Genomic DNA, 20,897 nt, shown 5'->3' with positions numbered 1-20,897 from the left:
CACGGTCGCCCGCTAAGGTGCTCGCTCCAGCGGAGAACCCGGAGGCTACCGGCTTCTCGGTGAGTCTCAGCAACTTCAGCGGTCCCTTCGACCTCTTGCTCTCGCTCATTGGCAAGCACGAGCTAGACATCACCGAGATCTCACTCAGTATCGTCACGGGTGAGTTCATCGCCTACCTCAAGCAACTCGACACGAACACGGAACTCGACCAGGCGACGGAGTTCCTCGTCGTTGCCGCGACACTCCTCGACCTCAAAGTGGCCGGCCTCCTGCCCCAGGGTGAGCTGGTGGATGCCGAGGACGTGGCGCTGCTCGAAGCGCGTGACCTCCTGTTCGCGCGTCTGCTGCAATACCGGGCCTTCAAGGAAGTGACAGCCTGGTTCTCTGCCCGGTTCGACGCGGAGTCCACACGTCATGTGCGCGCTGTGCGTCTCGAGGAGAAGTTTCGCACGCAGACTCCCGAGCTCGTCTGGACGGTCAGCCTCGAGGACTTCGCGGCCCTGGCTGCACTGGCATTCGCCCCGCGCGAGGTGCCGACCGTTGGCCTCGACCACCTGCACGCGCCGCTGGTCAGCATCCGGGAGCAGGCGGCGCATGTCGTTGCGCTCCTGCGCCGGGGCGAGCCGATGACGTTTCGCCAGCTCATCGCCGGCGTCGAGCAGAAGGGCGTCATCGTGGCACGCTTTCTCGCCATCCTTGAGCTCTATCGCGGGGCATCCCTCGCCTTTGAACAGCTCGAACCACTCGGCGAGCTCACCGTGCGCTGGACTGCCGAACACTGGTCGGAAGAAGACCTCGCGACCCTGGGATCAGACTATGGAAATTGACATGTTGGACACGACTCCCGAGAGTGTGAAGACTGCGCTGGATGTCGAGCGCAGTCTCGAAGCGATCCTGATGATCGCAGACGAGCCGCAGACCCTCATCTCGCTCGCCACGGCGCTGAGCGTTCCCGTCGCTGCGGTGCGGCAGTCGATCGAGCGGCTTGTCGCCGACTTCGACGGCCAGGGTATCGGCGCTGGCGGTGGCATCCGTCGCGGCTTCGAGCTGCGCGAGGTGGGCGGCGGATGGCGCATGTACGTGCGCGGTGAATATGACGACGTCGTACGCGACTTCGTGCTCACCCAGAATCCGACACGACTCTCGCAGGCGGCGCTCGAGACGCTCGCGGTAATTGCGTACAAGCAGCCGATCAGTCGAGGTGCCATTGCGTCGATCCGGGCGGTGAACGTGGATTCGGTGGTGCGCACGCTTCTCGGCCGTGGCCTCATCAGCGAAGCGTTCACCGAGAGCGAGACCGGCGCCATCCACTACGCCACGACCGACCTGACCCTCGCCCAATTGGGAATCAACTCGATCGACGAACTTCCGGCGATCTCGCCGCTGCTCTCCGACGGATCGGAGGGCTTCGCCGATGTCCTCTGATAATTCCCTTGGATCCGTATCGGCGCCAACACCTGCCTCCGACGACGGCGTGCGCCTGCAGAAGCTCATGGCCGCCGCCGGCGTGGCGTCGCGTCGTGTCTCGGAGAACATGATCGAAGCCGGGCGCGTCGAGGTGAACGGCGAGGTCGTCACGGAGCTCGGCCGTCGCGTGCTCCCGGCTGATCTCGTCTCGGTCGACGGCGTCGCCATCCAGCTCGACACCTCGCGCCGTTACCTCATGCTCAATAAGCCCGTCGGAATCGTCTCTTCGCTTCAGGACGATCGGGGGCGCCCCGACCTCCAGCGCTTCGTCTCCCGTTTCGACGAGCGGCTCTTCAACGTGGGCCGCCTCGATGCGCAGACTTCCGGCCTGCTTATCCTCACTAACGATGGCGAGCTTGCCCACGTGCTCGCGCACCCATCGTTCGGGGTGATGAAGACTTATATCGCCAAGGTTGAGGGCCGGGTGTCTCCCCAGACGGTCGCCCGACTCACCAGCGGCATCGACCTCGAAGACGGTCCGATCGCGGCCGACAAGGCGCGCATCGTCGGCCAGGCCGGTGCTCGCGAGACGATCGTGGAGATCACGCTGCACTCCGGACGCAACCGCATCGTGCGGCGGATGCTCGAGGAGGTGGGTCATCCGGTGATCGACCTTGTGCGGCGCCAGTTCGGCCCGCTGCACCTCGGATCGCTCGCGGCCGGTGACATCCGCGACCTCACCAAGGCCGAGCTCGGCGCGCTGCTGACGATCTCGCGGGACGCGACATCCGCTCCCGACGAGGGCGACTTGGAAGGAACGGGCGACTGATGGCCGTGCGCGCTATCCGCGGGGCCATCCAGCTCGACCGCGACGACCGGGTGGAGGTGATGCATTCCACCGCCGAGCTGCTGTCGAAGACGCTCCACGCCAACGAGATCGATACCGACGCGCTCATCTCGGTGATGTTCACCGCGACGCCGGATATCACGAGCGAGTTCCCCGCCCTTGCAGCCCGCGAACTCGGTCTCGGCGACGTGCCACTGATGTGCGCGGTGGAGATGGCTGTCGCGGGGTCGATGCCGCGCGTCATCCGCCTGATGGCCCTCGTCGAGACCGATACGCCGCGCAAATACATCGTCCACACCTACCTGCGGGGCGCGATCGCGCTTCGACTCGACCTCGCCCAATAGAAGCTACGGACCCCCGAAGATGAATGGAAGCCGCATGATCGGCCAGGTACGCGTGGTCGGCACTGGCCTGCTCGGTGCGAGCGTCGGCCTCGGCCTTCGCGCCCTCGGAGTGGAGGTGATCGTGCACGACTCCTCGCCAGCGAACCTCAGCCTCGCGATCGACTACGGAGCCGGTCGAGCCGCTCGCGATACCGACAATCCGCGCCTCGTCGTGGTGGCCGTGCCACCGGATGTGACGGCGCGGGTGATCGCCGATGAACTTGCGGCCTTCCCGGATGCCCTGGTGACGGATGTCTCGAGCGTCAAGGTGGCTGTGCTGGCAGGGGTGCGCGCCGCGGGTGCCGACGTGGACCGCTATGTCGGCTCGCATCCGCTCGCCGGTCGCGAACGCGGCGGACCGATCTCGGCCCGTGGCGACCTTTTTCTCGGGCGACCCTGGGTGATCACGCCGCAGGACGGAATGCCGGCGGCGCAGGTCGGAGTCATCGAAGACCTCGTGCTCGACCTCGGCGCGGTTCCGGTGATCATGACAGCCGAGCAGCACGACACCAGCGTCGCTCTGGTCTCCCACGTGCCGCAGGTGATCGCCTCGCTGTTGGCCCGGCGACTCATCGGAGGCACCGAATCAGCACTGTCCCTCTCCGGGCAGGGATTGCGTGACACCACCCGGATCGCCTCGAGCGATGCCGAACTGTGGGTGCAGATCCTCGGGGCGAATGCCGCTGCGGTCACTGCTGTGCTGCGCGAGTACCGCGCCGACCTCGACCGGGCCATCGATACTCTCGGCGCACCCGAACTGCCCGGAGCACGGCGTACCCTCGCCGAGTTGCTCGCCGGCGGCACTACCGGAGTGTCCCGCATCCCGGGCAAGCACGGCCAGGATCGACGCTTCCACCAGATCATCGTGATGGTCGACGACAGGCCGGGGGAGTTGGCACGCCTGCTCACCGAGATCGGACACATCGGGGTGAATATGGAAGACCTGAGGCTCGAGCACTCGCCGGGGCAACAGATCGGACTCGCTGAGATCTCCGTGGTTCCCGAGGCGGAGGCCGGTCTCGTTGCCGACCTCGAGGCGCGAGGCTGGCGCATCGCGCAGGTCGGCGCATGAAGAGCACACCCGACAGGAGTGGCCGCGTGGTCGTGGCCATCGACGGTCCGGCCGGAAGCGGCAAGTCGAGCGTGAGCCGGGCATCCGCTCGCGCGCTCGGCTTCGACTACCAGGACAGCGGCGCAGCCTATCGGGCGCTCGCCTGGTTCGCGCTCGAAAACGGCGTGGACACCGCGGATGCCGACGCCGTGATCGCCGCGCTCCCCGCCTTCGACTACGAGATCGGCATCGATCCCGACGACTACTTCGTGCGGGTCGGCGGAGTGGATGTCACGGCGTCGATCCGTGACCCCCGCATCTCCGCCGTCGTGAGCCAGGTCGCACGGATTCCGGTGGTGCGCGCCTACCTCGTCGACCTGTTTCGCGAAGTCATCGACCGCAGCGAACGACCGGGCATCATCACCGAGGGGCGGGACATCACGACCGTGGTCTGCCCGGACGCCGACGCCCGGATGCTGCTCACGGCATCCGAAGAAGCTAGAATGGCGAGGCGTTCCGCTGAGTTACCGTCGGAGTCGGCTGCGGCCGTCGCCGAAAAGCTCAGTTCTCGAGATGCCCAGGACTCTCGGGTTGTCGACTTCATGAACGCCGCCGAGGGTGTGACCACCCTCGATTCAACAGATCTCGACTTCGACCAGACCGTGCAGGCGGTCATAGCTTTCGTCGGTCGAGAAGGCCAGTAGCGGCCTTCTCGAGACCACAGACCAGGAAACCCCCATGCCAGACAACAACGACCAAGAACACGACGAATACGGCGATCTCGATCCCAAGCTGAGCGAGAAGCTCGCCGTGCTCGACGAGTCCGATGCGCTCATGCGGGCCAACGCCCTGCGCGCGGGCCTCGACGACTACGACCTCGACGAGGAAGACCGCGACATCCTCGACTCCGCGTCGGATGATCCGGATGCCGTCACCTATCTGCCGGCCCTTCCCGTTCTCGCGATCGTCGGGCGCCCCAACGTGGGCAAGTCGGCGCTGGTCAACCGCATCCTCGGCCGTCGCGAAGCCGTCGTCCAGGACACCCCTGGCGTCACCCGCGACCGGGTCACCTACAAGGGCGAGTGGGCCGGACGCCGGTTCACTCTCGTCGACACTGGCGGCTGGGAGCCGGATGCCAAGGGCATCAACGCCTCCGTCGCAGCCCAGGCCGAGATCGCGATCGACCTTGCTGACGCCGTGCTCTTCGTCGTCGACGCTAACGTGGGCGCCACCAGCACCGACGAGCACGTCGTTCGCATGTTGCGCTCCACCAACAAGCCCGTGATCCTCGCTGCCAACAAGGTGGATGACGCGCGCCAGGAGCCGGAAGCCGCGGGCCTCTGGAGCCTCGGCCTCGGCGAACCGTGGCCGGTCTCCGCGCTCCACGGTCGCGGCGTCGCCGACCTGCTCGACCACGTGCTCACCATCCTTCCCGAGGTCTCGACCGTTGCGAAGGAAGAGGTGGGAGGACCGCGTCGCGTCGCCATCCTCGGTCGGCCGAACGTCGGCAAGTCCAGCCTGCTCAACAAGGCCGTCGGCGAAGAGCGGGTCGTCGTGAACGAGCTTGCCGGAACCACCCGCGACCCGGTCGACGAGCAGGTCGAACTCGGTGGCAAGGTGTGGCGCTTCGTCGACACCGCGGGCATCCGCCGTCGCATGAATCTTGCCCAGGGTGCCGACTTCTACGCCTCTCTCCGCACCAGTGCCGCTCTCGAGAAGGCCGAGGTCGCCGTCGTCGTGCTCGATGTGAGCGACGTGATCAGCGAGCAGGACGTGCGCATCATCGACCTCGTGCTCGAGTCTGGTCGTGCCCTCGTGCTCGCCTTCAACAAGTGGGACCTGATGGATGACGACCGCCGTCGTTACCTCGAGCGAGAGATTGAGCAGGACCTCGCCCACGTGGCGTGGGCTCCGCGGGTCAACATCTCCGCCAAGACCGGTCGACACCTCGAGAAGCTTGTTCCGGCGCTAGAACTCGCGCTCGCGTCGTGGGACACCCGCATTCCCACCGGTAAGTTCAACGCGCTCGTCGCCGAGCTCGCGTCCGAGCATCCGCACCCGGTGCGCGGCGGCAAGCAGCCGCGGATCCTGTTCGGCACCCAGGCTGCGACCCGTCCGCCGACGTTCGTGCTGTTCACGACGGGATTCCTCGACCCGGGCTACCGTCGTTTCATCACCCGTCGGCTGCGCGAGATCTTCGGCTTCGAGGGCAGCCCGATCAACGTGAACATGCGCGTGCGCGAGCGCCGGAAGCGTACCTGAGTTTTCGCCGGTGGTGCCGGTTGGGGCTCACCGGTAGTGCACACTTGAAGGATGTCTGACCGCCCCCCACCCCTGCCGCCGGGCTACATTCGCGACCCGGGGGACGCCTGGGTCTACGGCCCGGACGGTGCGAAGTTCTGGGGAGTCTTTGGTGCGGCCGGTCTCCTCGTCTGGCACCGTTCGCTCGGCGTGCTGCTGCAGCACCGGGTGGCCTGGAGCCATTTCGGGGGAACCTGGGGGCTGCCGGGCGGCGCGCGCAAACAGGGGGAGAGCGCCGTCGACGGTGCGCTGCGCGAGGCGGCGGAAGAGGCGATGGTTCCGGCGCAGTTGCTTCGCGTCATCCACACCTCTGTGTTCGATCTCGGGTATTGGTCGTACACGACCGTGGTGACCGAGGCACTCGAAATGTTCGAACCGGTGATTGCGGATGCCGAGAGCACCGAGCTTCGGTGGGTGCCGGTCGCCGAGGTGGAGGCTCTGCCCCTCCACCCCGGTTTTGGTGACGCCTGGAACGACCTGCGAAAGCACCTCGCCGACTGAGTCTGCGCGGTCGGCGATGGGCGTTGTCTCCCGCGCCGGCGCTACCCTTTCCTCGTCAGTGTGCCCGGTAGAACTCCGGCGCCGGCAGGCCGGCCCGTTCGCGTACCCCGCGGGAGAACCGTTCGAGTGAGGAAAGGGCGGCCACCACTTCGCCGGGCGAGACCTCGAACGGCATGTTGTGGATGGTCTCGCCCTCAACGGTCGCCGCAATCGCGACCGCCATCAGGTCGTCGTCGTCATCGACCGACAGCCCGATCTCGGTGAGTGTCGTTGGCAGGCCAACCCTCGTGGTGAACTCCACGAAATCACGGATTTCCGCGGTCGGGGCACCCTCGAGAATGAGCTGGGTGAGCGATCCGATGTTCACCTTCTGGCCGTGAGCCAGTCCGTGCGTCTGGGGCGCAGCCGTGAGTCCGTTGTGGATGGCATGTGCCGCCGCAAGGCCACCGGATTCGAATCCGAGCCCGGAAAGCAGGGTGTTTGCCTCGATCACCTTTTCGACCGCGGGAGTGAGCAGGTGATCCCGCACCGCGTCGAGGGCCGGGAGGGCGTTTTCCCAGAGCACGTCCCAACTGAGGCGGGCGAGTGCCGTGCCGGCGAGAGTGGGAAGGCCACCGGCCATTGTGGGCGAGAACGACTGGGCGGTCGCGCGCGCCTCGAGCCAGGTGGCGAGAGCGTCGCCAACCCCGGCGGCGAGAAACGCGGCCGGAGCGTTGGCAATTAGCTGCGAGTCGACCAGCACCAGATCCGGATTGCGCGGAAAGAACCGGTATTCCTCGAAGACGCCCTCCTCGGTGTAGATCACGGCGAGCGCTGAGGTGGGTGCGTCGGTGGAGGCGACCGATGGAACAGTGGCCCAGCGGATGCCGGAGAGGAATCCCGCGGCCTTCACCGCGTCGATCGTGCTTCCGCCACCGATTGCGACGACGACATCCGCCTGCGCATCGGCGATGACAGCGACCAATCGGTCGACTTCTTTCGCGGAGGGCATCCCGTTGAACTTCTCCCGTCGAAGGGGGAGCCCGGCGGCATTGAGTGAAGTTTCGACATCATGACTGACGAAGCCCCACACAACATCGTCGCTGACGATCAGCGGGGTGCGACCGATCGTGGCGAGGAATTCCCCCACCCGACGGATGGCTCCCGGCCCCTGAACATAGCGGCCGGGACTGATAATGGTGCGAATGGGCGCTGACATAGTGTCTCCTGACGACGGTGTCTCGACGAGTGGTGTGGGGGTAACGCTAAAACCCCGTCATCGTGCAGGCATCATGCCATCTCACAGTGCGAGAACCGCACTCCGTGAGACAGCCGAGAACGCGCGGCTCTGTGTTGTCCTGCGCTGAGATGTCAGGAAAGAATAGGCGAATGCGAACCACTGCCGATTCGTCCGATGAGCTCTCTCAACCCGACACCCCTGGCCGTGGCCCGCGCGAGTCCGGGGTGGCCACGGTCGAGAAAACTCTTGCCATCCTCGAAATCGTCGCGGAGCGCTCCGGTGCCTCGGCCCGCGAGGTATCTGATGCCCTCGGCTATCCGCTGCCCACCGTCTATCGGTTGATGCAGGCGCTGGTGAACAGCGACTACCTCGTGCATTTGAAGGGGCAGCATCGCTTCGAGCTCGGCTACAAGCTCGACCGGCTCGGGGTGTCACTGCATCGCCAAATTGGCATCCCCTCCTTGGTGCGAGCCGAGATTTCCCGGCTGCACAGCCTCGCAAAGACCGCGGCATATTTCGCCGTGTACCGGGGAGCGGATGTCGTGGTCGCCTTTGTTGTGGACTCGCCAGAATATCCGCGGCTCACCCCTCTCACGTTCGGATTCCATGAGGCAGCCCACGCCACCGCCTTCGGCAAGATAATGCTGGCGGGAATGAGCAGTGACCAGCGCAACCAGTACCTGGCCGTGCATGGGATGGCGCCCCTCACTGCGACAACCGCCACCGATCGCGTGGTGCTTGACAGTGAACTTGAGCAGGTTGCCAACTCCGGGGTGGCCTGGGAGCTCGAGGAGTTCGTGCCAGGGCAGACCTGCGCCGCGGTGGGGGTGCGGAATGCCTCTGGAATGATCGTCGGTTCCGTGGCGATCAGCGCGCCGACTGCAGCGCTCACCCCAGCACGAAGGCGCAACATCGAGCATCTCCTGCGTGACGCGGCGAACCAGGTCAGTCGTTATTATCGCTCCGGCGAGACGCGACGGGCGGGCACCGCTACCCTGTAGCGGTGCCCGCCCGTCGCCCGATGGTTACTGTCGTCAGCTCGCTTCGTACCAGGGGGTGATGACGGCGCGGGCGAGGGTGTGACCGCTCAGATTGAACGTCAGGAAGGCCGGCGTCGAATCGTGTTCGATGCCGAGCGACTCCACATCCACCGCGTGCACGGCGATGTAGTAGTTGTGCCTGCCATGACCGGCGGGCGGGGCCGCACCGAGGTAGCGTGCGATACCGGCGTCGTTGCGAAGGTGCCACGCGCCGGCAGGAAGTGACGCGTCACTCTCTCCGGCACCGCTTTCGAGCGAGGTCACTGACGCGGGGATGTCGGCGACCGCCCAGTGCCAGAAACCACTCGCGGTGGGTGCCGAGGGGTCGTACACGGTCACCACGAAGCTCTTCGTCTCGGCGGGGAATCCGCTCCAGCTCAGTTGCGGTGAGGTGTCGCTCCCTCCGGCTCCGAAGATCCCGCTGCGGTGTGGTGTGGCGAATTCCTTACCGTCTTCGGCGTCCGAACTGGTCACGGTGAACGAGGGAACATCGGCGATCGCGTCGTACGGTGATTCGGTTTTGGTGTCTGACATAGGGTGGCTCCTTGTTAGTGGGACGTGACTTGTGGCGTGCTGCAAAATGGCGATCCGGCTCAGATGCCGCCGGTCTTCAACTGGTCGGCGATGTACTCGGCCTGGCGGATGGCGAGGGCGACGATCGTGAGAGTCGGGTTGGCCGCGGCCCCGGTGGTGAACACCGATCCGTCGCTCACGAAGAGGTTCGGCACATCGTGTGCGCGCCCCCATTTGTCGACGACTCCGTCTTCTGGCTTTTCGCTCATGCGGCTCGTGCCCATGTTGTGCGTCGACGGGTAGGGCGGAGCGCGGTGCGATCCGATCGACCCCACGGCTTCGTAGAGCAGTTCGGCCTGGCGGTATCCGTGCTCCCTCATGGCGATGTCGTTCGGATGATCGTCGAAGTGCACGTTCGGAACGGGCAGACCGTGGCGGTCGGTGACTGCCGAGTTGAGCGTGATCCGGTTGGTCTCCTGTGGCAGGTCTTCGCCGATCACCCAGAGCCCCGCTGTGTTGGCGTAGCTGTCGAGGATTTTCGTGAAGTCCCGACCCCACGCGCCCGGGTCAGCGAAACTGGCGAGGAAGGCGGGCCCGAGCGAGATCGTCTCGAGGTAGTACCCTCCGGCGAAACCGCGGTCGGGATCGTGCCGCGACTCGTCGGCAATCACTCCCGCCATGGTCTCGCCCCGGTACATCCGCACCGGCTCCTCGAACCGCGCGTAGACCGAGCCGGTGGTGTGGCGCATGTAGTTGCGGCCCACCTGACCGGAGGAGTTGGCGAGGCCATCGGGGAACATCGGGCTTGCGCTCATGAGCAGCAGGCGCGGTGTTTCGATCGAGTTGCCGGCCACCGCCACCATTGAGGCGGCCTGGCGCTGCAGATTGCCTTCCGCATCGAGGTAGAGCACCGCGTCGACGCGCCCCTTGGCATCGTGGGTGATCTGCACGACATGACTCTCCGGGCGCAGGTCGAGCAATCCGGTCGCCAGCGCCCGAGGCAGCTCGCGCACCAGGGTCGACCACTTTGAACCGTGCTTGTCTCCCTGAAAGTTGAAGCCGTCCTGGATGGATGCCGGTCGGCCGTCGTATTCTTCCGCGTTCGTCGCGTACGGCCCGGTGGAATAGTGCCGATAGCCCACCCGCTCCGCGCCGTTGGCGAACACCTTGTAGTTGTTGTTCGCGGGCAGCGGCTTGCGACCGTGCACGTGGGTGGATCCCATCGCGATCTCGGCCTTGTCGTAATAGGGCTCCATCTCGGCGAGGGTGATCGGCCAGTCGAGTAGGTTCGCCCCGGCGATGCGACCGTAGGTCGACCGGGTGGCGAACTCATGGGCCTTGAAGCGCGGCGTCGCGCCGGACCAGTGGGTTGTGGTGCCTCCGACGGCCTTCACGATCCACGAGGGAAGGTTGGGGAAGTCGCGCGCGATGCGCCACGAACCGGAGGTGGTGCGTGGGTCGAGCCACGCCATCTGGTTGAACGCCTCCCACTCGTTGTTGACGTAGTCCTCGTTGCGCAGGTATGGACCGGCTTCAAGCAGCACCACCGGGATGCCACGCTTGGTGAGCTCGTAGGCGAGCGTTCCACCGCCTGCTCCCGATCCGACGATGACGATCGCCTCGTCGGTCTGCTCGAGGGCGCTCATTTGCTGACCTCGGCGTGCTCGGCAGACGTGGCACCCGGCTGGGTGTTGGTGTCGATGGTTGCCGCCGCACGGCTCTCACTCGATCCGTGGGTTCCCGAGTGGCCGTTGGTCGGGCGCAGGGGAAAGCTGGGAGCGATCTCCACGATCGGGGCACCTTCGTAGGTCTCTATCCGGGGTTCGGGCAGCCAGTGCAGGTCGTCGAAACCGCGGTTGACGTAGCCCCCCTTCTCGTACGACGAGCCCTCGTAGCCCACCGCAGTCCAGACGTCTTCGTTGTCGTAGAGGTTCAGCACGGTGGTGCGGCGGATGAACCCGAAGAATTCGGTCGATTCGATGCGTCGGAGCACACTGGTTGCGGCATCCTCATCCAGGTCGCGAAAGTCGCCACCGGCGAGGTGTGCGAGCGTGAGCAGGCCCTGGGTGAGAGAGACGCGGAACCAGGTGGATTCCTCGGCCGCCTTCATGATCGTGTCTGCGGTGCGTTCGTATGGCCCGTCGGGAAACGAATCGTGCGGGAAGGCGACACGCAGCACGCGGATGAGCACGCTGCGCGCGTCATCCGTCAGTGACGTCTCGTTGAGCTGGGGATATTTGGCCGGAAAGACCATCGTTGGTGCTCCTTATCCTGTTTGCGAGAGGTGGTTCGTTGGATGGTGTTGGGGTGTCAGGGTCTAGGGGTGTCAGGGAACGAGGATGCCGCGGCCGATGAGGCGCCCGGCCTCGAGATCGGCGATGGCATCGTTCACCGCGTCGAGGGGGTAGACGGCGGTGTGCAGTTTCACGCGGCCGTCGGCGGTGAGAGCCATGAGCTCGACCAGGTCGTTATAGGTGCCGACAAGGTTGCCGATCACGTTGATCTCGCGCGAGATGATCTCAATCGTGGGCAGCCGCACTTCGCCGCCATACCCGATCACGTAATGCGAGCCCCGATTGCGCATGAGCTTCGGAGCGAGCAGTTCCGCACCGCGCTCGCCGACGAAGTCGAACACGATGTGGGCGCCACCGCCGGTGATGTCCTGCACCTGCTTCTCGACCTCGTCGTCGCTGGTCGAGAGCACCACGTGGTGGGCGCCGAGTTCGCGGGCGAGTTCGAGCGCCTTCTCGCTGCGATCGATCACCGTGATCTCAGTGCTGGTGATCGCCGCGAGGGCCTGGATGCCGATGTGGCCGAGCCCGCCGGCGCCGATCACGACCGCGTGCGTTCCGGGAAACAGCTGGTCGGCGGCCTTCCGCACCGCGTGATAAGCGGTGAGTCCGGCATCGGCCAGCGCCGCGACATCCTTCGGCTGAAGGCCGGCATCGAGTCGCACCACCGCCCGGGCGTTGGTGAGCAGCTGGTCGGCCATGCCGCCGTTGACGTTGATGCCGGGGAAGGTCGCGTTCTCGCAGTGCGAATCCTGGCCGATGCGGCACGCCGGGCAGAGCCCGCAGCTGGTGAGCGGATGCATGATCACGGTGTCGCCCACGGCCACATTGCTCACGGCCGAGCCGATTTCCCGCACCCAGCCCGCGTTCTCGTGACCGAGGATATAGGGGAGGCTCGGGTGCTGGATCGGATCCCACTGGCCCTCGATGATGTGCAGGTCGGTGCGGCAGAGCCCGGCGGCGCCCACATCGACGATCACGTCCCACGGGCCGACAATCTTCGGCTCGGCCACCTCATCGACCGTCGGGGCCTCGGTGTAGCGATGCAGCTGAACAGCCTTCACGTGTTTCCTCCTCGTCGAGGTCGTGGCCAGTTATCGGCACACGGCGTAGTTGAACAATGCGCCTCCCGCGCCGAAGGCTCCACCTCCTTTACCGCATGGTGAGATTCGGCCCGGTGCGGTGAGCTCCGCCCTGGCCTGCCTGCTGAATAAACTGGGCAAATGGCTTCTCTGATCGCCGCGTGTGTTGTCAGTGCTCTGCGCCCCGATGCCGGAACGGTCGGCATCACCGCCATCGATAAGCGCCCGGCCACCGGTGCAGTGAAGCTCGGTCGGCTTGGCCTCTATGCCGACGTGCAGGCCGATCGCAAGAACCATGGCGGCGCTGACAAAGCGGTCTACGCGTATGCCCAGGAGGATGCCGACTTCTGGTCCGCCGAACTCGGTCGTGACCTGCCCCCCGGTTGGTTCGGCGAGAACCTGCGGGTCTCCGGCCTCGATGTGACGAATGCCCGTGTCGGCGAACGCTGGAAGATCGGTGCCACGGTCGAGATTGAGGTGACGATGCCGCGGTCGCCCTGCGCAACCTTCGCCCGCTGGGTGGGGGGAGCGGATCAGCGTGGCTGGGTCAAACGCTTCGGCGCCGAGGGTCGCCTTGGCGCGTACCTCCGTGTCATCCGCACCGGTCCCGTCTGCGCGGGGGACAAAATCGAACTGCTCTCTGCGCCAGCCGATGCGCCGACCATCCTCGAGGTGTTCCGGGGCTGAGTCGTGGTGTGGTCGTCGTCGCTTGAGCTTGTGTCCATCGTCTCTGCGGTTCGCGATAAGCTACCGGAGGTTCGAAACGCGTCAGCGGGTCGGTCAAGTCACGGGCTGTGGCGCAGCTTGGTAGCGCACTTGACTGGGGGTCAAGGGGTCGCAGGTTCAAATCCTGTCAGCCCGACAAAAGGGTCGTCCCATAAACCGTCCCAAGAACTAAAGACGAAATCCCTTGTGATGAAGATCGCGAGGGATTTTGTGGTTTCTGGGGTTGAAAGACCGCCGTGATTCGTACCGATGAGCGTCGCGGTGGCTGCAAAGTCGTTAATCGACGAAAGGGATTGCCCCAAGTTCAGTTGGCTCAGACGCAAGCTGAATCGGGTACTTGTCAATCCGCAGCATAAGGGTGGGCCGTTCAAACTTTCTCTATTTCCGTCGGGGTGAGAAATTGGTCGGGTGAAAGATCGGGAACCGCCGTCAGCGGCTGAAAACTCGCGACAATCAAGTCGAGGAATTGCTGCCTGCTAGGTTGGCGGGATGGTCGACAAGTCAGTTCGCGATGAGATCGCGGCATTCGTTGCCGAGCGGGACTGGGCGCAGTTTCACAGCCCCGAGAACTTGGCGAAGAGCATCGCGATTGAAGCGGGCGAGTTGCTCGAGTGCTTCCAATGGAATGCCGATGCGAACAATGATCGAGTGCGCGAGGAACTAGCCGACGTCCTCACCTACTGCTTACTGCTCGCCGAGCGTATTGGTGCGGATCCGGAACAGATCATTCTCGACAAGCTGGCCGCCACGCGACAGAAGTATCCGGTGGATAGGGCGCGGGGGCGTAGCACCAAATATGACGCCCTTTGAAATCGGGCGGCTCGACTTCACTCCGGAAGCCGTCAAGGCATGGGCGTCGCTCGATCACCGCAATACTAACTGGCCGGTTGTCTACGTCTTGGACGACGTCAAGGGCGGTGGCAAAGCGGCTATTGGGGGCGGTCTCAACGACGTCTATGTGGGGGAGTCGCGCAACGCCGCGGCGCGGATGCGGCAGCATTTCGACTCGCCAGAAAAGAAGCACCTTCGCACCATCCGGGTGATTGTCGACGCCACATTCAACAAGTCGGTCTGTCTCGACCTGGAGGCGTACCTGATCCGGATGCTGGCTGGCGACGGTTCGTACCGGGTGCTGAACAGGAACGACGGGATCACCGAGGCCGACTACTACGATCGCGGCCACTACCGCGAGGCCTTTCTTGAGGTGTTCGATCAGCTGAAGCGGGACGGGGTCTTCACCCGAACCATTCCCGAGATTGAGAACAGCGACCTCTTCAAGCTCTCGCCGTTCAAAGCATTGACGCCGGACCAGGCGATCGCAGTTGAGGACATTCTCGAGGGTCTCTTTGAGGACCTGAAGTCGGGCGAGAAAAGCACGACTGTCATCCAGGGCGAGCCGGGGACCGGCAAGACTGTCGTCGCCATCTATCTGCTCAAGTTGCTCGTGGACATCGCGGCCACCGCCCCTGCAGAGGACCTCGATAGCGACACGCTGTTCTCCGAGTTCTTCGTCGAGGGCTACCAGGACCTTCTCAAGGACGTTCGGATCGGCCTTGTGGTGCCGCAGCAGTCGTTACGGGAATCGATCAAAAAGGTGTTCAAGAAGACCCCGGGCTTACATCCAGCGATGGTGATGACGGCCTTCGACGTCGGCTTCTCGGATCAGCACTTCGACCTGCTCATCGTTGACGAAGCGCACCGTCTCAACCAGCGCGCGAATCAACCGTCAGGGGTGCAGAACAAGAAATTCAGAGACATTACCGAGAGGCTTTTCGGAAGCGACGACAAGACGAAGACCCAGCTCGACTGGATTCGAGCGAAGAGCAGGCACCAGATCTTCCTGCTCGACGCGGCCCAAAGTGTTCGGCCGGCCGACCTGCCCTCGGAGACGTTGAGCGTGCTTGTGGGGGAGGCGAAGGCCGCGAATCGCAACTATCCGCTGCTCTCTCAGATGCGGGTTCAGGCCGGGTCGGACTACGTCTCCTACATCAGGCGCATCCTCGGTTCGGGTGCACCGGTGGCTCCGGAGGGGTTCGACGGCTACGGGTTTCGGCTCTTCGACAACCTTGCTGAGATGCGCGAGGAAATCCAGCGCAAGGATGCCGAAGTCGGACTCTCTCGCCTGCTCGCCGGGTACGCCTGGCCATGGAAGACCAAGAACGACAAGACGGCATTTGACATCGACCTGGACGGCGTGCAGCTTCGCTGGAACAGCAAGCAGGTCGACTGGATCGCCTCGCCAAAGGCGATCGACGAAGTCGGCTCCATCCACACCGTCCAGGGCTACGACCTCAACTACGCCGGTGTGATCATCGGCCCGGATCTTCGCTACGACCCTGTGAACGGCACGCTGATCGTCGATCGGGATTCGTACTTCGACACGAAGGGCAAGGAGAACAACGACGTCCTGGGGAAGAAGTACACCGACGATGACCTTCTGCGATTCATCAGCAACATCTATGCGGTGCTGCTCACCCGCGGCATCCTGGGCACCTACGTGTATGTCTGCGACCCGGCGCTTCGCACGCATCTGCGACAGTTCATCCCGAGCGTTTAGCCCGTTCTGGGATCAATTCAAGTAGCCAAACGGGCGTCCTCAGGCGAGAAGCTTTACCGCCTCACGGATGCTGGAGGCATGCTGGTATGTGTCGTCGAGCGTCTCGATTTCATAGCGGGTTTCGATCTTGTCGGCGTCGAACAGGCCCAGATACTTCTTGGCCTTGCCGTTGAAGTGGAGTCGAGCGATCGGCTTCCTATTGTTGTCGTCCAGGAGGATGGCAAAGTAGGACTTCGAGTCCCGATGCACCACGCGCTGCGGCTTCACTTCGCTGCAGGCGATCGCCTTGATGATCTGATACCCCTCGAGTTCTTCAGGAGTAGTGGCGATCTCGGTGTCGCGATCGAGATCTTCCTGCACGGCAACGTGACTGGTCACGGCTTCCTCTTGCGCGCCGGCTTCCACTGCCGATAAGTTATTGCCACCGAGCGCCACTTTCAACCGGTCGTTGACTTGATCGTTGAGAAACTGCTTCGTCGCCTTGGTAACCAAGGTCGTGAATTGCACGCGAACGCGCTGGGTAAACGTTCCGTCGTAAACCCTAGTGGTGAAGAACCGGATCCACTCGTCTTCCGGCTCCTTGAACTGCGCAGCGATGGTGCGCTTGATCTGGCCGATGTACTTGAGCTCCCCGGCGGCGTTGATGATCGAGTCGAGGTCGAAAACGTCCTTAGTGAGTTTGCGAAGTTCGGGGATCAGCGACTCGTCGATGTCTAGTAGATCGAGCACGAGGAACGGTTTGTCGTCCATGCGGTTGGGTGCGTCGAGGTCCGTGTAGAACTGATAAGTCTCACCATTCGTGAGCACCGCGATGCGGGCATTCGTCACGGCGAAGGGGACTGCTGAAGGTTTAGTTGTCACTTCGTTTAGGCCGCAAGTGAGGCCGGTTGGTCCATTATTTCAAACTCGATCGCCCTCTTGATGAACTGTCGCAAATTTTGCGACAACTGATTCATCGGCAAGTTCTTCGCGTCGTGCGTTCGCCACGTGCTTGCCGATGGTCTTCACGTCGCGGCCGAACAGGTCACCGATCTGCTGCCTGGTGAGCCAGACCGTGTCACCATCCGTACGGACATCCAACCTCACGGAGCCATCCGAAGACTGGTAGATCTCGACTTCGCCCACAGCGTCTCCGTTCACTGCAGTCGGCTGCATCCCTGTACCCGTCATGGTAATGCCCTGCGCGGCGCGGCCGACCGAAGGCAACCCTTGCAGTTTCTGCAAGAGTTCGACTCGGCGACCGACCGGGTCCACCCGGGGGCGCTAGGTTCACGTCATGCCGCAAGCCCCGACGCGTGCGACGGCGGCGTGGAGGGGATCGAACGGTGGAAGACTCGGAGCGGCAGGCATCTCGCTGGGGAGCGGCGAATTCGCGCGGGAACTCGCTTCTGCCGGCATAGGGCCCAGGATGGAATCCATCGAGTTCTTCACCGACGGGCGGCGGCGGAAGATCGCAGCCGTGGGGCGAACCAGTTCCGCAAAATGGCCCCTTAGGACACGTTACGACTGTTACAACTGTTACGACTTTATGGTCGGGGGACACCGTCCAGGTCACGTGTGACCGCTTCTTCGATATCGGCCGTTGGTCGCGAGGCTGCACGCCTGCTCGCCGGCTGGGTCGAAACCCTTCGACGATCTCTCGGGAGCTGCGCCGGAACGCGTCGACGCGGACGTATCGGTTGGACTATAAGGCGTCGACGGCGCAGTGGTATGCGGAGCGTCGAGCACGCCGCCCCAAGACCGCAAAGCTGATCACGAACGAGCGTCTCCGCGACTACGTCGGTAATAAGCTCAGCGGGCCTGTCCGTGCCACCGGCGGAGAGCGTCTCGGGCCAGAAGGACCGACCTGGGACGGGAAAAACACCGCACCGGCAGGACCGTGAGCGGGTGACCGGCTGGAGTCCGCAGCAGATCGCGAAACGGTTGTCGATGGAATTTCCGGACGATCTTTCGATGCGGATCTCGCACGAAGCGATCTACCAGGCCCTCTATGTTCCGGGCCGCGGTGGTCTCGTCCGGAAGCAGTCGTGGCATCTGCGCCGATGACGCACGAAACGAATGCCGAGGGCGAGGACACGCCAGCAGGCATGGGCGCATGTCACCGACGCTACGACGCTGAAAAAGCGGCCCTCCGGAGCGGCAGGATCGCAAAGTGGCCGGCCACTGGGAGGGGGATCTCATCATCGGTCTCAACCGTTCGGCGATCGCGACTCTGATCGATCGCACGACTCGTTTCGCGATGTTAGTCCACCTGCCCAGGCAGACCGGATATGGGTTGATCAAGCCGAAGAAGAACGGCCCCGCGTTGGCCGGATATGGTGCCCTAACAACCAAGAACGCGCTCGTTAGAACCTTCGAGGTGCTGCCCCCGAGCTTGCGGCGTTCCCTCGCCTGGGATCGTGGGAAGGAGATGTCAGCGAACGCGCTTTTGACGCGAGAGGTCGGGTTGCCGGTCTACTTCGCCGACGCGAAGAGCCCGTGGCAACGCGGCGGCAACGAACATCTCAACGGGCTGCTCCGGCAGTATTTTCCGAAGGGCACCGATATCTCTTTCCTGTTCCGCTTCGAAAAACCCCATGTAGCGCGATGAGACACGACACCTGATGAGACGACTTTCCGAGACGCTCGGGCAGGGGCGCCGAGCTCAGTGACTAGGTCGGCTCAGCGCTTCCTCGTCGGCCGCAACATTCTTCTGCACGGCGAACTGGGTCCGGTGTAATTCCTCGTACCGCCCACCCACAGCCAGCAGTTCCTCGTGCGTACCGCGCTCCACGATCGAGCCGTCCTCGACCACGAGGATCAGGTCCGCGCTGCGGATGGTGGAGAGGCGGTGTGCGATCACCATCGCCGTCCGTCCCTTGAGCGCCTCGCTGAGCGCCGCCTGCACGGCGGCCTCAGACGTCGAGTCCAGCGCCGCCGTCGCCTCGTCGAGGATGACGACGCGCGGCTGGGCGAGTAGGAGCCTCGCGATGGTCATCCGCTGGCGCTCACCCCCGGATAACCGGTAGCCACGCTCTCCCACCATGGTGTCCAGCTGGTCCGGCAGGGACCGAATGAGCGGCTCAAGCCGCGCACGGCGGACGGCGTCCCACACCTCGTCGTCGGACGCCTCCGGCCTCGCGAGGCGCAGATTTGAGAGGATGGTCTCGTGGAACAGGTGGCCGTCCTGCGTGACCATGCCCAGGCTGTGCCGCATGGAGACGAATGTGACATCGCGAACATCCGTCCCCGCGAGGCGCACGGCACCGCTGTCGACGTCATACAGGCGTGCGAGTAGTTGCGCAATTGTGGACTTGCCGGCACCGGACGTACCAACGAGGGCAACGGTCTGCCCCGGCTCGATCCTGAAGGACACGCCATGCAGCACCTCCTCGCCGCCGCGGGTGTCCAGCGTGGAAACCTCCTCGAGAGAGGCGAGGGAGACTTTGTCCGCGGACGGGTAGGCGAAGCGGACGTTGTCGAACTCGACGGCCACTGGGCCTTCGGGTACGGCGACGGCGTCGGGCTTCTCCTTGATGAGCGGTTCGAGGTCCAGCACCTCGAAGACGCGCTCGAAGCTGACCACCGCGCTCATGATCTCCACCCGTGCGTTTGCGAGGCTGGTGAGCGGCGCGTAAAGGCGGGTGAGGAGGAGCGCCAGGGTGACCACCTCACCGGTATTCAGCTGGCCGGCGAGTGCGAGGAAGCCGCCGAGCCCATACACGAGTGCGAGGGCGAGAGCGGAGACAAGCATCAGTGCGGTGAAGAAGACGAACTGCAGCATCGCGGTCCGGACCCCGATGTCTCGAACACGGGCGGCGCGGACGCGGAACTCCTCGGCCTCCTCGTCGGGACGGCCGAACAGCTTGACGAGGGTGGCGCCGGGCGCTGAGAAGCGCTCGGTCATCTGCGTGCTCATGGCGGAATTGTGATCGGCGGCCTCGCGACGCAGCGCGGCGAGGCGGCTGCCCATACGGCGCGCGGGTATCAGGAAGATGGGGAGCATGATCACGGCGAGAACCGTCACGAGCCAGGATGTGTTGAGCATGACTATCAGGGTGAGGGTCAGCGCGACGAGATTCGTGACCACGCCGGACAACGTGCCGCTGAAGGCCTGCTGGGCGCCGATCACATCGTTGTTGAGGCGGCTCACGAGGGCGCCCGTCCGCGTGCGGGTGAAGAACGCGATCGGCATCTTCTGCACGTGGGTGAAGACGGAGGTGCGGAGGTCCAAAATCACGCCTTCGCCGATCCGCGCCGAGTACCAGCGCGTCACGAGTGACACGGCGGCGTCGGCGACGGCCACGAGGGCGATGACGACGGCGAGCCAAACGATCGTGGTGACCTGGCCCTGGGCGACGATGACGTCGACCACCTGGCCGGCGAGTACCGGCGTCGCGACCGCGAGGAAAGCTCCGACGATGGAGAGGGCGATGAAGATCAGCAGCTTGGACCGGTAGGGCACCGCGAACGTCATGATCCGCCGCACGGACTTACGCGAGAAGCCGTGCTTGCCGTCCCTGGCGGTAGAGATCTTGTACAGCGAGCTCCAGGCCGCGCCTTCCATGCTCATTGAGTTCCCTTTCGTGGGCAGAAGGCCCAGCTTAGATGGCGGATTATCCGAGCTTTGCGACGCGGCTGCTGAGGTGACGCGCGGTGCGCCGGTCAGAGTTATGGACTGCGTTGGGTCCGCGGTCATTGGACGACTGTGCGCCGGCTCCGAGGTAGAAGCCAAGACGGTTGTCGTCATGGTCGGTGGATGTGGTGTTGTTCCAGCCGGGAGCGGACCGAGACTGACCCAATGGATGCCGTGCAGTGCGGCGAGGAGGGACAGGTACTGAGCGATTTCTGCTTTGTGGGGGAGCTGAGAGTCGACGTCCTTGTCGGGGGAGGTCGACTGGCGGGTTTCTGCTGTCTAGTCATGTCTGATCTGATCTGATCAGCAGAGCAACCGTTGTGTTGCGTGCGGCTCTATAACCTGTAGTGATTCCTTGGGCTAT

Annotated in this window: 19 protein-coding genes, 1 tRNA gene and 2 pseudogenes; 14 read left to right on the top strand and 8 right to left on the bottom strand. The window is 64.2% G+C overall.

The window, feature by feature from the left end; genetic code table 11:
• The first annotated feature begins 17 nt into the window (after positions 1 to 17).
• Genes RCH11_RS03755 through RCH11_RS03720 form a run of 8 tightly spaced genes read left to right on the top strand, consistent with a single transcriptional unit; the run spans position 18 to position 6,490 of the window.
• Entirely contained in the window at positions 18 to 827 is an 810-nt protein-coding gene (locus RCH11_RS03755) for a segregation and condensation protein A (RefSeq protein ID WP_327055807.1), read from the top strand.
• Positions 817 to 1,425 carry an SMC-Scp complex subunit ScpB gene (gene scpB, locus RCH11_RS03750; protein ID WP_327055648.1) on the top strand — a complete coding sequence of 203 codons (609 nt, stop codon included), beginning with the start codon at positions 817 to 819 and terminating at the stop codon, positions 1,423 to 1,425. Before RCH11_RS03755 ends, scpB begins: the two co-directional genes overlap by 11 nt.
• Positions 1,415 to 2,236, top strand: coding sequence for a pseudouridine synthase (locus tag RCH11_RS03745; RefSeq protein ID WP_327055647.1), 822 nt, complete (start codon positions 1,415 to 1,417; stop codon positions 2,234 to 2,236). Before scpB ends, RCH11_RS03745 begins: the two co-directional genes overlap by 11 nt.
• Entirely contained in the window at positions 2,236 to 2,598 is a 363-nt protein-coding gene (gene aroH / locus RCH11_RS03740) for a chorismate mutase (protein ID WP_327055646.1), read from the top strand. The genes RCH11_RS03745 and aroH overlap by 1 nt, the downstream gene beginning before the upstream one ends.
• 34 nt (positions 2,599 to 2,632) lie before the next feature.
• Positions 2,633 to 3,709, top strand: a complete 1,077-nt coding sequence (locus RCH11_RS03735) for a prephenate dehydrogenase (RefSeq protein WP_327055645.1) — start codon at positions 2,633 to 2,635, stop codon at positions 3,707 to 3,709.
• The gene (cmk, locus tag RCH11_RS03730) at positions 3,706 to 4,392 is read left to right on the top strand and encodes a (d)CMP kinase (protein WP_327055644.1); all 687 of its coding nucleotides are present in this window, start codon (positions 3,706 to 3,708) and stop codon (positions 4,390 to 4,392) included. Before RCH11_RS03735 ends, cmk begins: the two co-directional genes overlap by 4 nt.
• 34 nt (positions 4,393 to 4,426) lie before the next feature.
• The gene (gene der, locus RCH11_RS03725) at positions 4,427 to 5,950 is read left to right on the top strand and encodes a ribosome biogenesis GTPase Der (protein ID WP_327055643.1); all 1,524 of its coding nucleotides are present in this window, start codon (positions 4,427 to 4,429) and stop codon (positions 5,948 to 5,950) included.
• Positions 5,951 to 6,001: 51 nt separating this feature from the next.
• Positions 6,002 to 6,490 carry an NUDIX hydrolase gene (locus tag RCH11_RS03720; protein ID WP_327055642.1) on the top strand — a complete coding sequence of 163 codons (489 nt, stop codon included), beginning with the start codon at positions 6,002 to 6,004 and terminating at the stop codon, positions 6,488 to 6,490.
• A gap of 55 nt (positions 6,491 to 6,545) precedes the next feature.
• Here the strand turns inward: RCH11_RS03720 and RCH11_RS03715 are convergent, their stop codons facing one another.
• The gene (locus RCH11_RS03715) at positions 6,546 to 7,688 is read right to left on the bottom strand and encodes a glycerol dehydrogenase (protein ID WP_327055641.1); all 1,143 of its coding nucleotides are present in this window, start codon (positions 7,686 to 7,688) and stop codon (positions 6,546 to 6,548) included.
• A gap of 170 nt (positions 7,689 to 7,858) precedes the next feature.
• On the opposite strand from RCH11_RS03715, the gene RCH11_RS03710 reads away from it, so the two are divergent.
• Positions 7,859 to 8,710, top strand: coding sequence for an IclR family transcriptional regulator (locus tag RCH11_RS03710; RefSeq protein ID WP_327055640.1), 852 nt, complete (start codon positions 7,859 to 7,861; stop codon positions 8,708 to 8,710).
• A gap of 33 nt (positions 8,711 to 8,743) precedes the next feature.
• On the opposite strand, the gene RCH11_RS03705 is transcribed toward RCH11_RS03710, so the two are convergent.
• The 4 genes from RCH11_RS03705 to RCH11_RS03690 all read right to left on the bottom strand — a co-directional run bounded on the left by RCH11_RS03705 (position 8,744) and on the right by RCH11_RS03690 (position 12,617).
• A complete protein-coding gene (locus RCH11_RS03705; RefSeq protein ID WP_327055639.1) occupies positions 8,744 to 9,283 on the bottom strand; it encodes a YbhB/YbcL family Raf kinase inhibitor-like protein in 540 nt (179 codons plus the stop codon).
• 59 nt (positions 9,284 to 9,342) lie between these two features.
• Positions 9,343 to 10,908 carry a GMC family oxidoreductase gene (locus RCH11_RS03700; RefSeq protein ID WP_327055638.1) on the bottom strand — a complete coding sequence of 522 codons (1,566 nt, stop codon included), beginning with the start codon at positions 10,906 to 10,908 and terminating at the stop codon, positions 9,343 to 9,345.
• On the bottom strand, positions 10,905 to 11,516 hold the full coding sequence (locus RCH11_RS03695) for a hypothetical protein (RefSeq protein WP_327055637.1): 612 nt from the start codon (positions 11,514 to 11,516) through the stop codon (positions 10,905 to 10,907). The genes RCH11_RS03700 and RCH11_RS03695 overlap by 4 nt, the downstream gene beginning before the upstream one ends.
• Before the next feature lie 72 nt (positions 11,517 to 11,588).
• On the bottom strand, positions 11,589 to 12,617 hold the full coding sequence (locus RCH11_RS03690) for an NAD(P)-dependent alcohol dehydrogenase (protein WP_327055636.1): 1,029 nt from the start codon (positions 12,615 to 12,617) through the stop codon (positions 11,589 to 11,591).
• Between the two features lie 159 nt (positions 12,618 to 12,776).
• On the opposite strand from RCH11_RS03690, the gene RCH11_RS03685 reads away from it, so the two are divergent.
• From RCH11_RS03685 to RCH11_RS03670, 4 genes are all read left to right on the top strand, one after another.
• The gene (locus RCH11_RS03685) at positions 12,777 to 13,322 is read left to right on the top strand and encodes an MOSC domain-containing protein (RefSeq protein ID WP_327055635.1); all 546 of its coding nucleotides are present in this window, start codon (positions 12,777 to 12,779) and stop codon (positions 13,320 to 13,322) included.
• 101 nt (positions 13,323 to 13,423) lie between these two features.
• Positions 13,424 to 13,497, top strand: a tRNA-Pro gene (locus RCH11_RS03680).
• A gap of 353 nt (positions 13,498 to 13,850) precedes the next feature.
• Positions 13,851 to 14,171: a nucleotide pyrophosphohydrolase gene (locus tag RCH11_RS03675; RefSeq protein WP_327055634.1), complete on the top strand. Its 321-nt coding sequence runs from the start codon at positions 13,851 to 13,853 to the stop codon at positions 14,169 to 14,171.
• Positions 14,158 to 15,918, top strand: a complete 1,761-nt coding sequence (locus RCH11_RS03670) for a DNA/RNA helicase domain-containing protein (RefSeq protein ID WP_327055633.1) — start codon at positions 14,158 to 14,160, stop codon at positions 15,916 to 15,918. The genes RCH11_RS03675 and RCH11_RS03670 overlap by 14 nt, the downstream gene beginning before the upstream one ends.
• Before the next feature lie 39 nt (positions 15,919 to 15,957).
• Here the strand turns inward: RCH11_RS03670 and RCH11_RS03665 are convergent.
• Positions 15,958 to 16,752 (bottom strand): annotated as a pseudogene (locus tag RCH11_RS03665) (restriction endonuclease); the annotation flags it as partial.
• 66 nt (positions 16,753 to 16,818) lie between these two features.
• Entirely contained in the window at positions 16,819 to 17,073 is a 255-nt protein-coding gene (locus tag RCH11_RS03660; protein ID WP_327055632.1) for a hypothetical protein, read from the bottom strand.
• Positions 17,074 to 17,522: 449 nt separating this feature from the next.
• On the opposite strand from RCH11_RS03660, the pseudogene RCH11_RS03655 reads away from it, so the two are divergent.
• A pseudogene (locus RCH11_RS03655) lies at positions 17,523 to 18,469 on the top strand (IS30 family transposase); the annotation flags it as partial.
• Positions 18,470 to 18,562: 93 nt separating this feature from the next.
• Here the strand turns inward: RCH11_RS03655 and RCH11_RS03650 are convergent.
• Positions 18,563 to 20,470: an ABC transporter ATP-binding protein gene (locus RCH11_RS03650; protein ID WP_327055631.1), complete on the bottom strand. Its 1,908-nt coding sequence runs from the start codon at positions 20,468 to 20,470 to the stop codon at positions 18,563 to 18,565.
• Between the last annotated feature and the right edge of the window lie 427 nt (positions 20,471 to 20,897).

Source organism: Glaciihabitans sp. GrIS 2.15, from assembly GCF_035984695.1.
Classification (GTDB): Bacteria; Actinomycetota; Actinomycetes; order Actinomycetales; family Microbacteriaceae; genus Lacisediminihabitans.
Note: the sequence above shows the minus strand (reverse complement) of the source record. Positions and strands in the feature narration are given on the sequence as shown.

What these genes read in the sequence shown, in the direction of transcription:
- scpB (WP_327055648.1), top strand. Translation starts at nt 817, where the DNA reads ATGGAAATTGACATGTTGGACACGACTCCCGAGAGTGTGAAGACTGCG.
- RCH11_RS03745 (WP_327055647.1), top strand. Translation starts at nt 1,415, where the DNA reads ATGTCCTCTGATAATTCCCTTGGATCCGTATCGGCGCCAACACCTGCC.
- aroH (WP_327055646.1), top strand. Translation starts at nt 2,236, where the DNA reads ATGGCCGTGCGCGCTATCCGCGGGGCCATCCAGCTCGACCGCGACGAC.
- RCH11_RS03735 (WP_327055645.1), top strand. Translation starts at nt 2,633, where the DNA reads ATGATCGGCCAGGTACGCGTGGTCGGCACTGGCCTGCTCGGTGCGAGC.
- cmk (WP_327055644.1), top strand. Translation starts at nt 3,706, where the DNA reads ATGAAGAGCACACCCGACAGGAGTGGCCGCGTGGTCGTGGCCATCGAC.
- der (WP_327055643.1), top strand. Translation starts at nt 4,427, where the DNA reads ATGCCAGACAACAACGACCAAGAACACGACGAATACGGCGATCTCGAT.
- RCH11_RS03720 (WP_327055642.1), top strand. Translation starts at nt 6,002, where the DNA reads ATGTCTGACCGCCCCCCACCCCTGCCGCCGGGCTACATTCGCGACCCG.
- RCH11_RS03715 (WP_327055641.1), bottom strand. Translation starts at nt 7,688, where the DNA reads ATGTCAGCGCCCATTCGCACCATTATCAGTCCCGGCCGCTATGTTCAG.
- RCH11_RS03710 (WP_327055640.1), top strand. Translation starts at nt 7,859, where the DNA reads ATGCGAACCACTGCCGATTCGTCCGATGAGCTCTCTCAACCCGACACC.
- RCH11_RS03705 (WP_327055639.1), bottom strand. Translation starts at nt 9,283, where the DNA reads ATGTCAGACACCAAAACCGAATCACCGTACGACGCGATCGCCGATGTT.
- RCH11_RS03700 (WP_327055638.1), bottom strand. Translation starts at nt 10,908, where the DNA reads ATGAGCGCCCTCGAGCAGACCGACGAGGCGATCGTCATCGTCGGATCG.
- RCH11_RS03695 (WP_327055637.1), bottom strand. Translation starts at nt 11,516, where the DNA reads ATGGTCTTTCCGGCCAAATATCCCCAGCTCAACGAGACGTCACTGACG.
- RCH11_RS03685 (WP_327055635.1), top strand. Translation starts at nt 12,777, where the DNA reads ATGGCTTCTCTGATCGCCGCGTGTGTTGTCAGTGCTCTGCGCCCCGAT.
- RCH11_RS03675 (WP_327055634.1), top strand. Translation starts at nt 13,851, where the DNA reads ATGGTCGACAAGTCAGTTCGCGATGAGATCGCGGCATTCGTTGCCGAG.
- RCH11_RS03670 (WP_327055633.1), top strand. Translation starts at nt 14,158, where the DNA reads ATGACGCCCTTTGAAATCGGGCGGCTCGACTTCACTCCGGAAGCCGTC.
- RCH11_RS03660 (WP_327055632.1), bottom strand. Translation starts at nt 17,073, where the DNA reads ATGCAGCCGACTGCAGTGAACGGAGACGCTGTGGGCGAAGTCGAGATC.
- RCH11_RS03650 (WP_327055631.1), bottom strand. Translation starts at nt 20,470, where the DNA reads ATGAGCATGGAAGGCGCGGCCTGGAGCTCGCTGTACAAGATCTCTACC.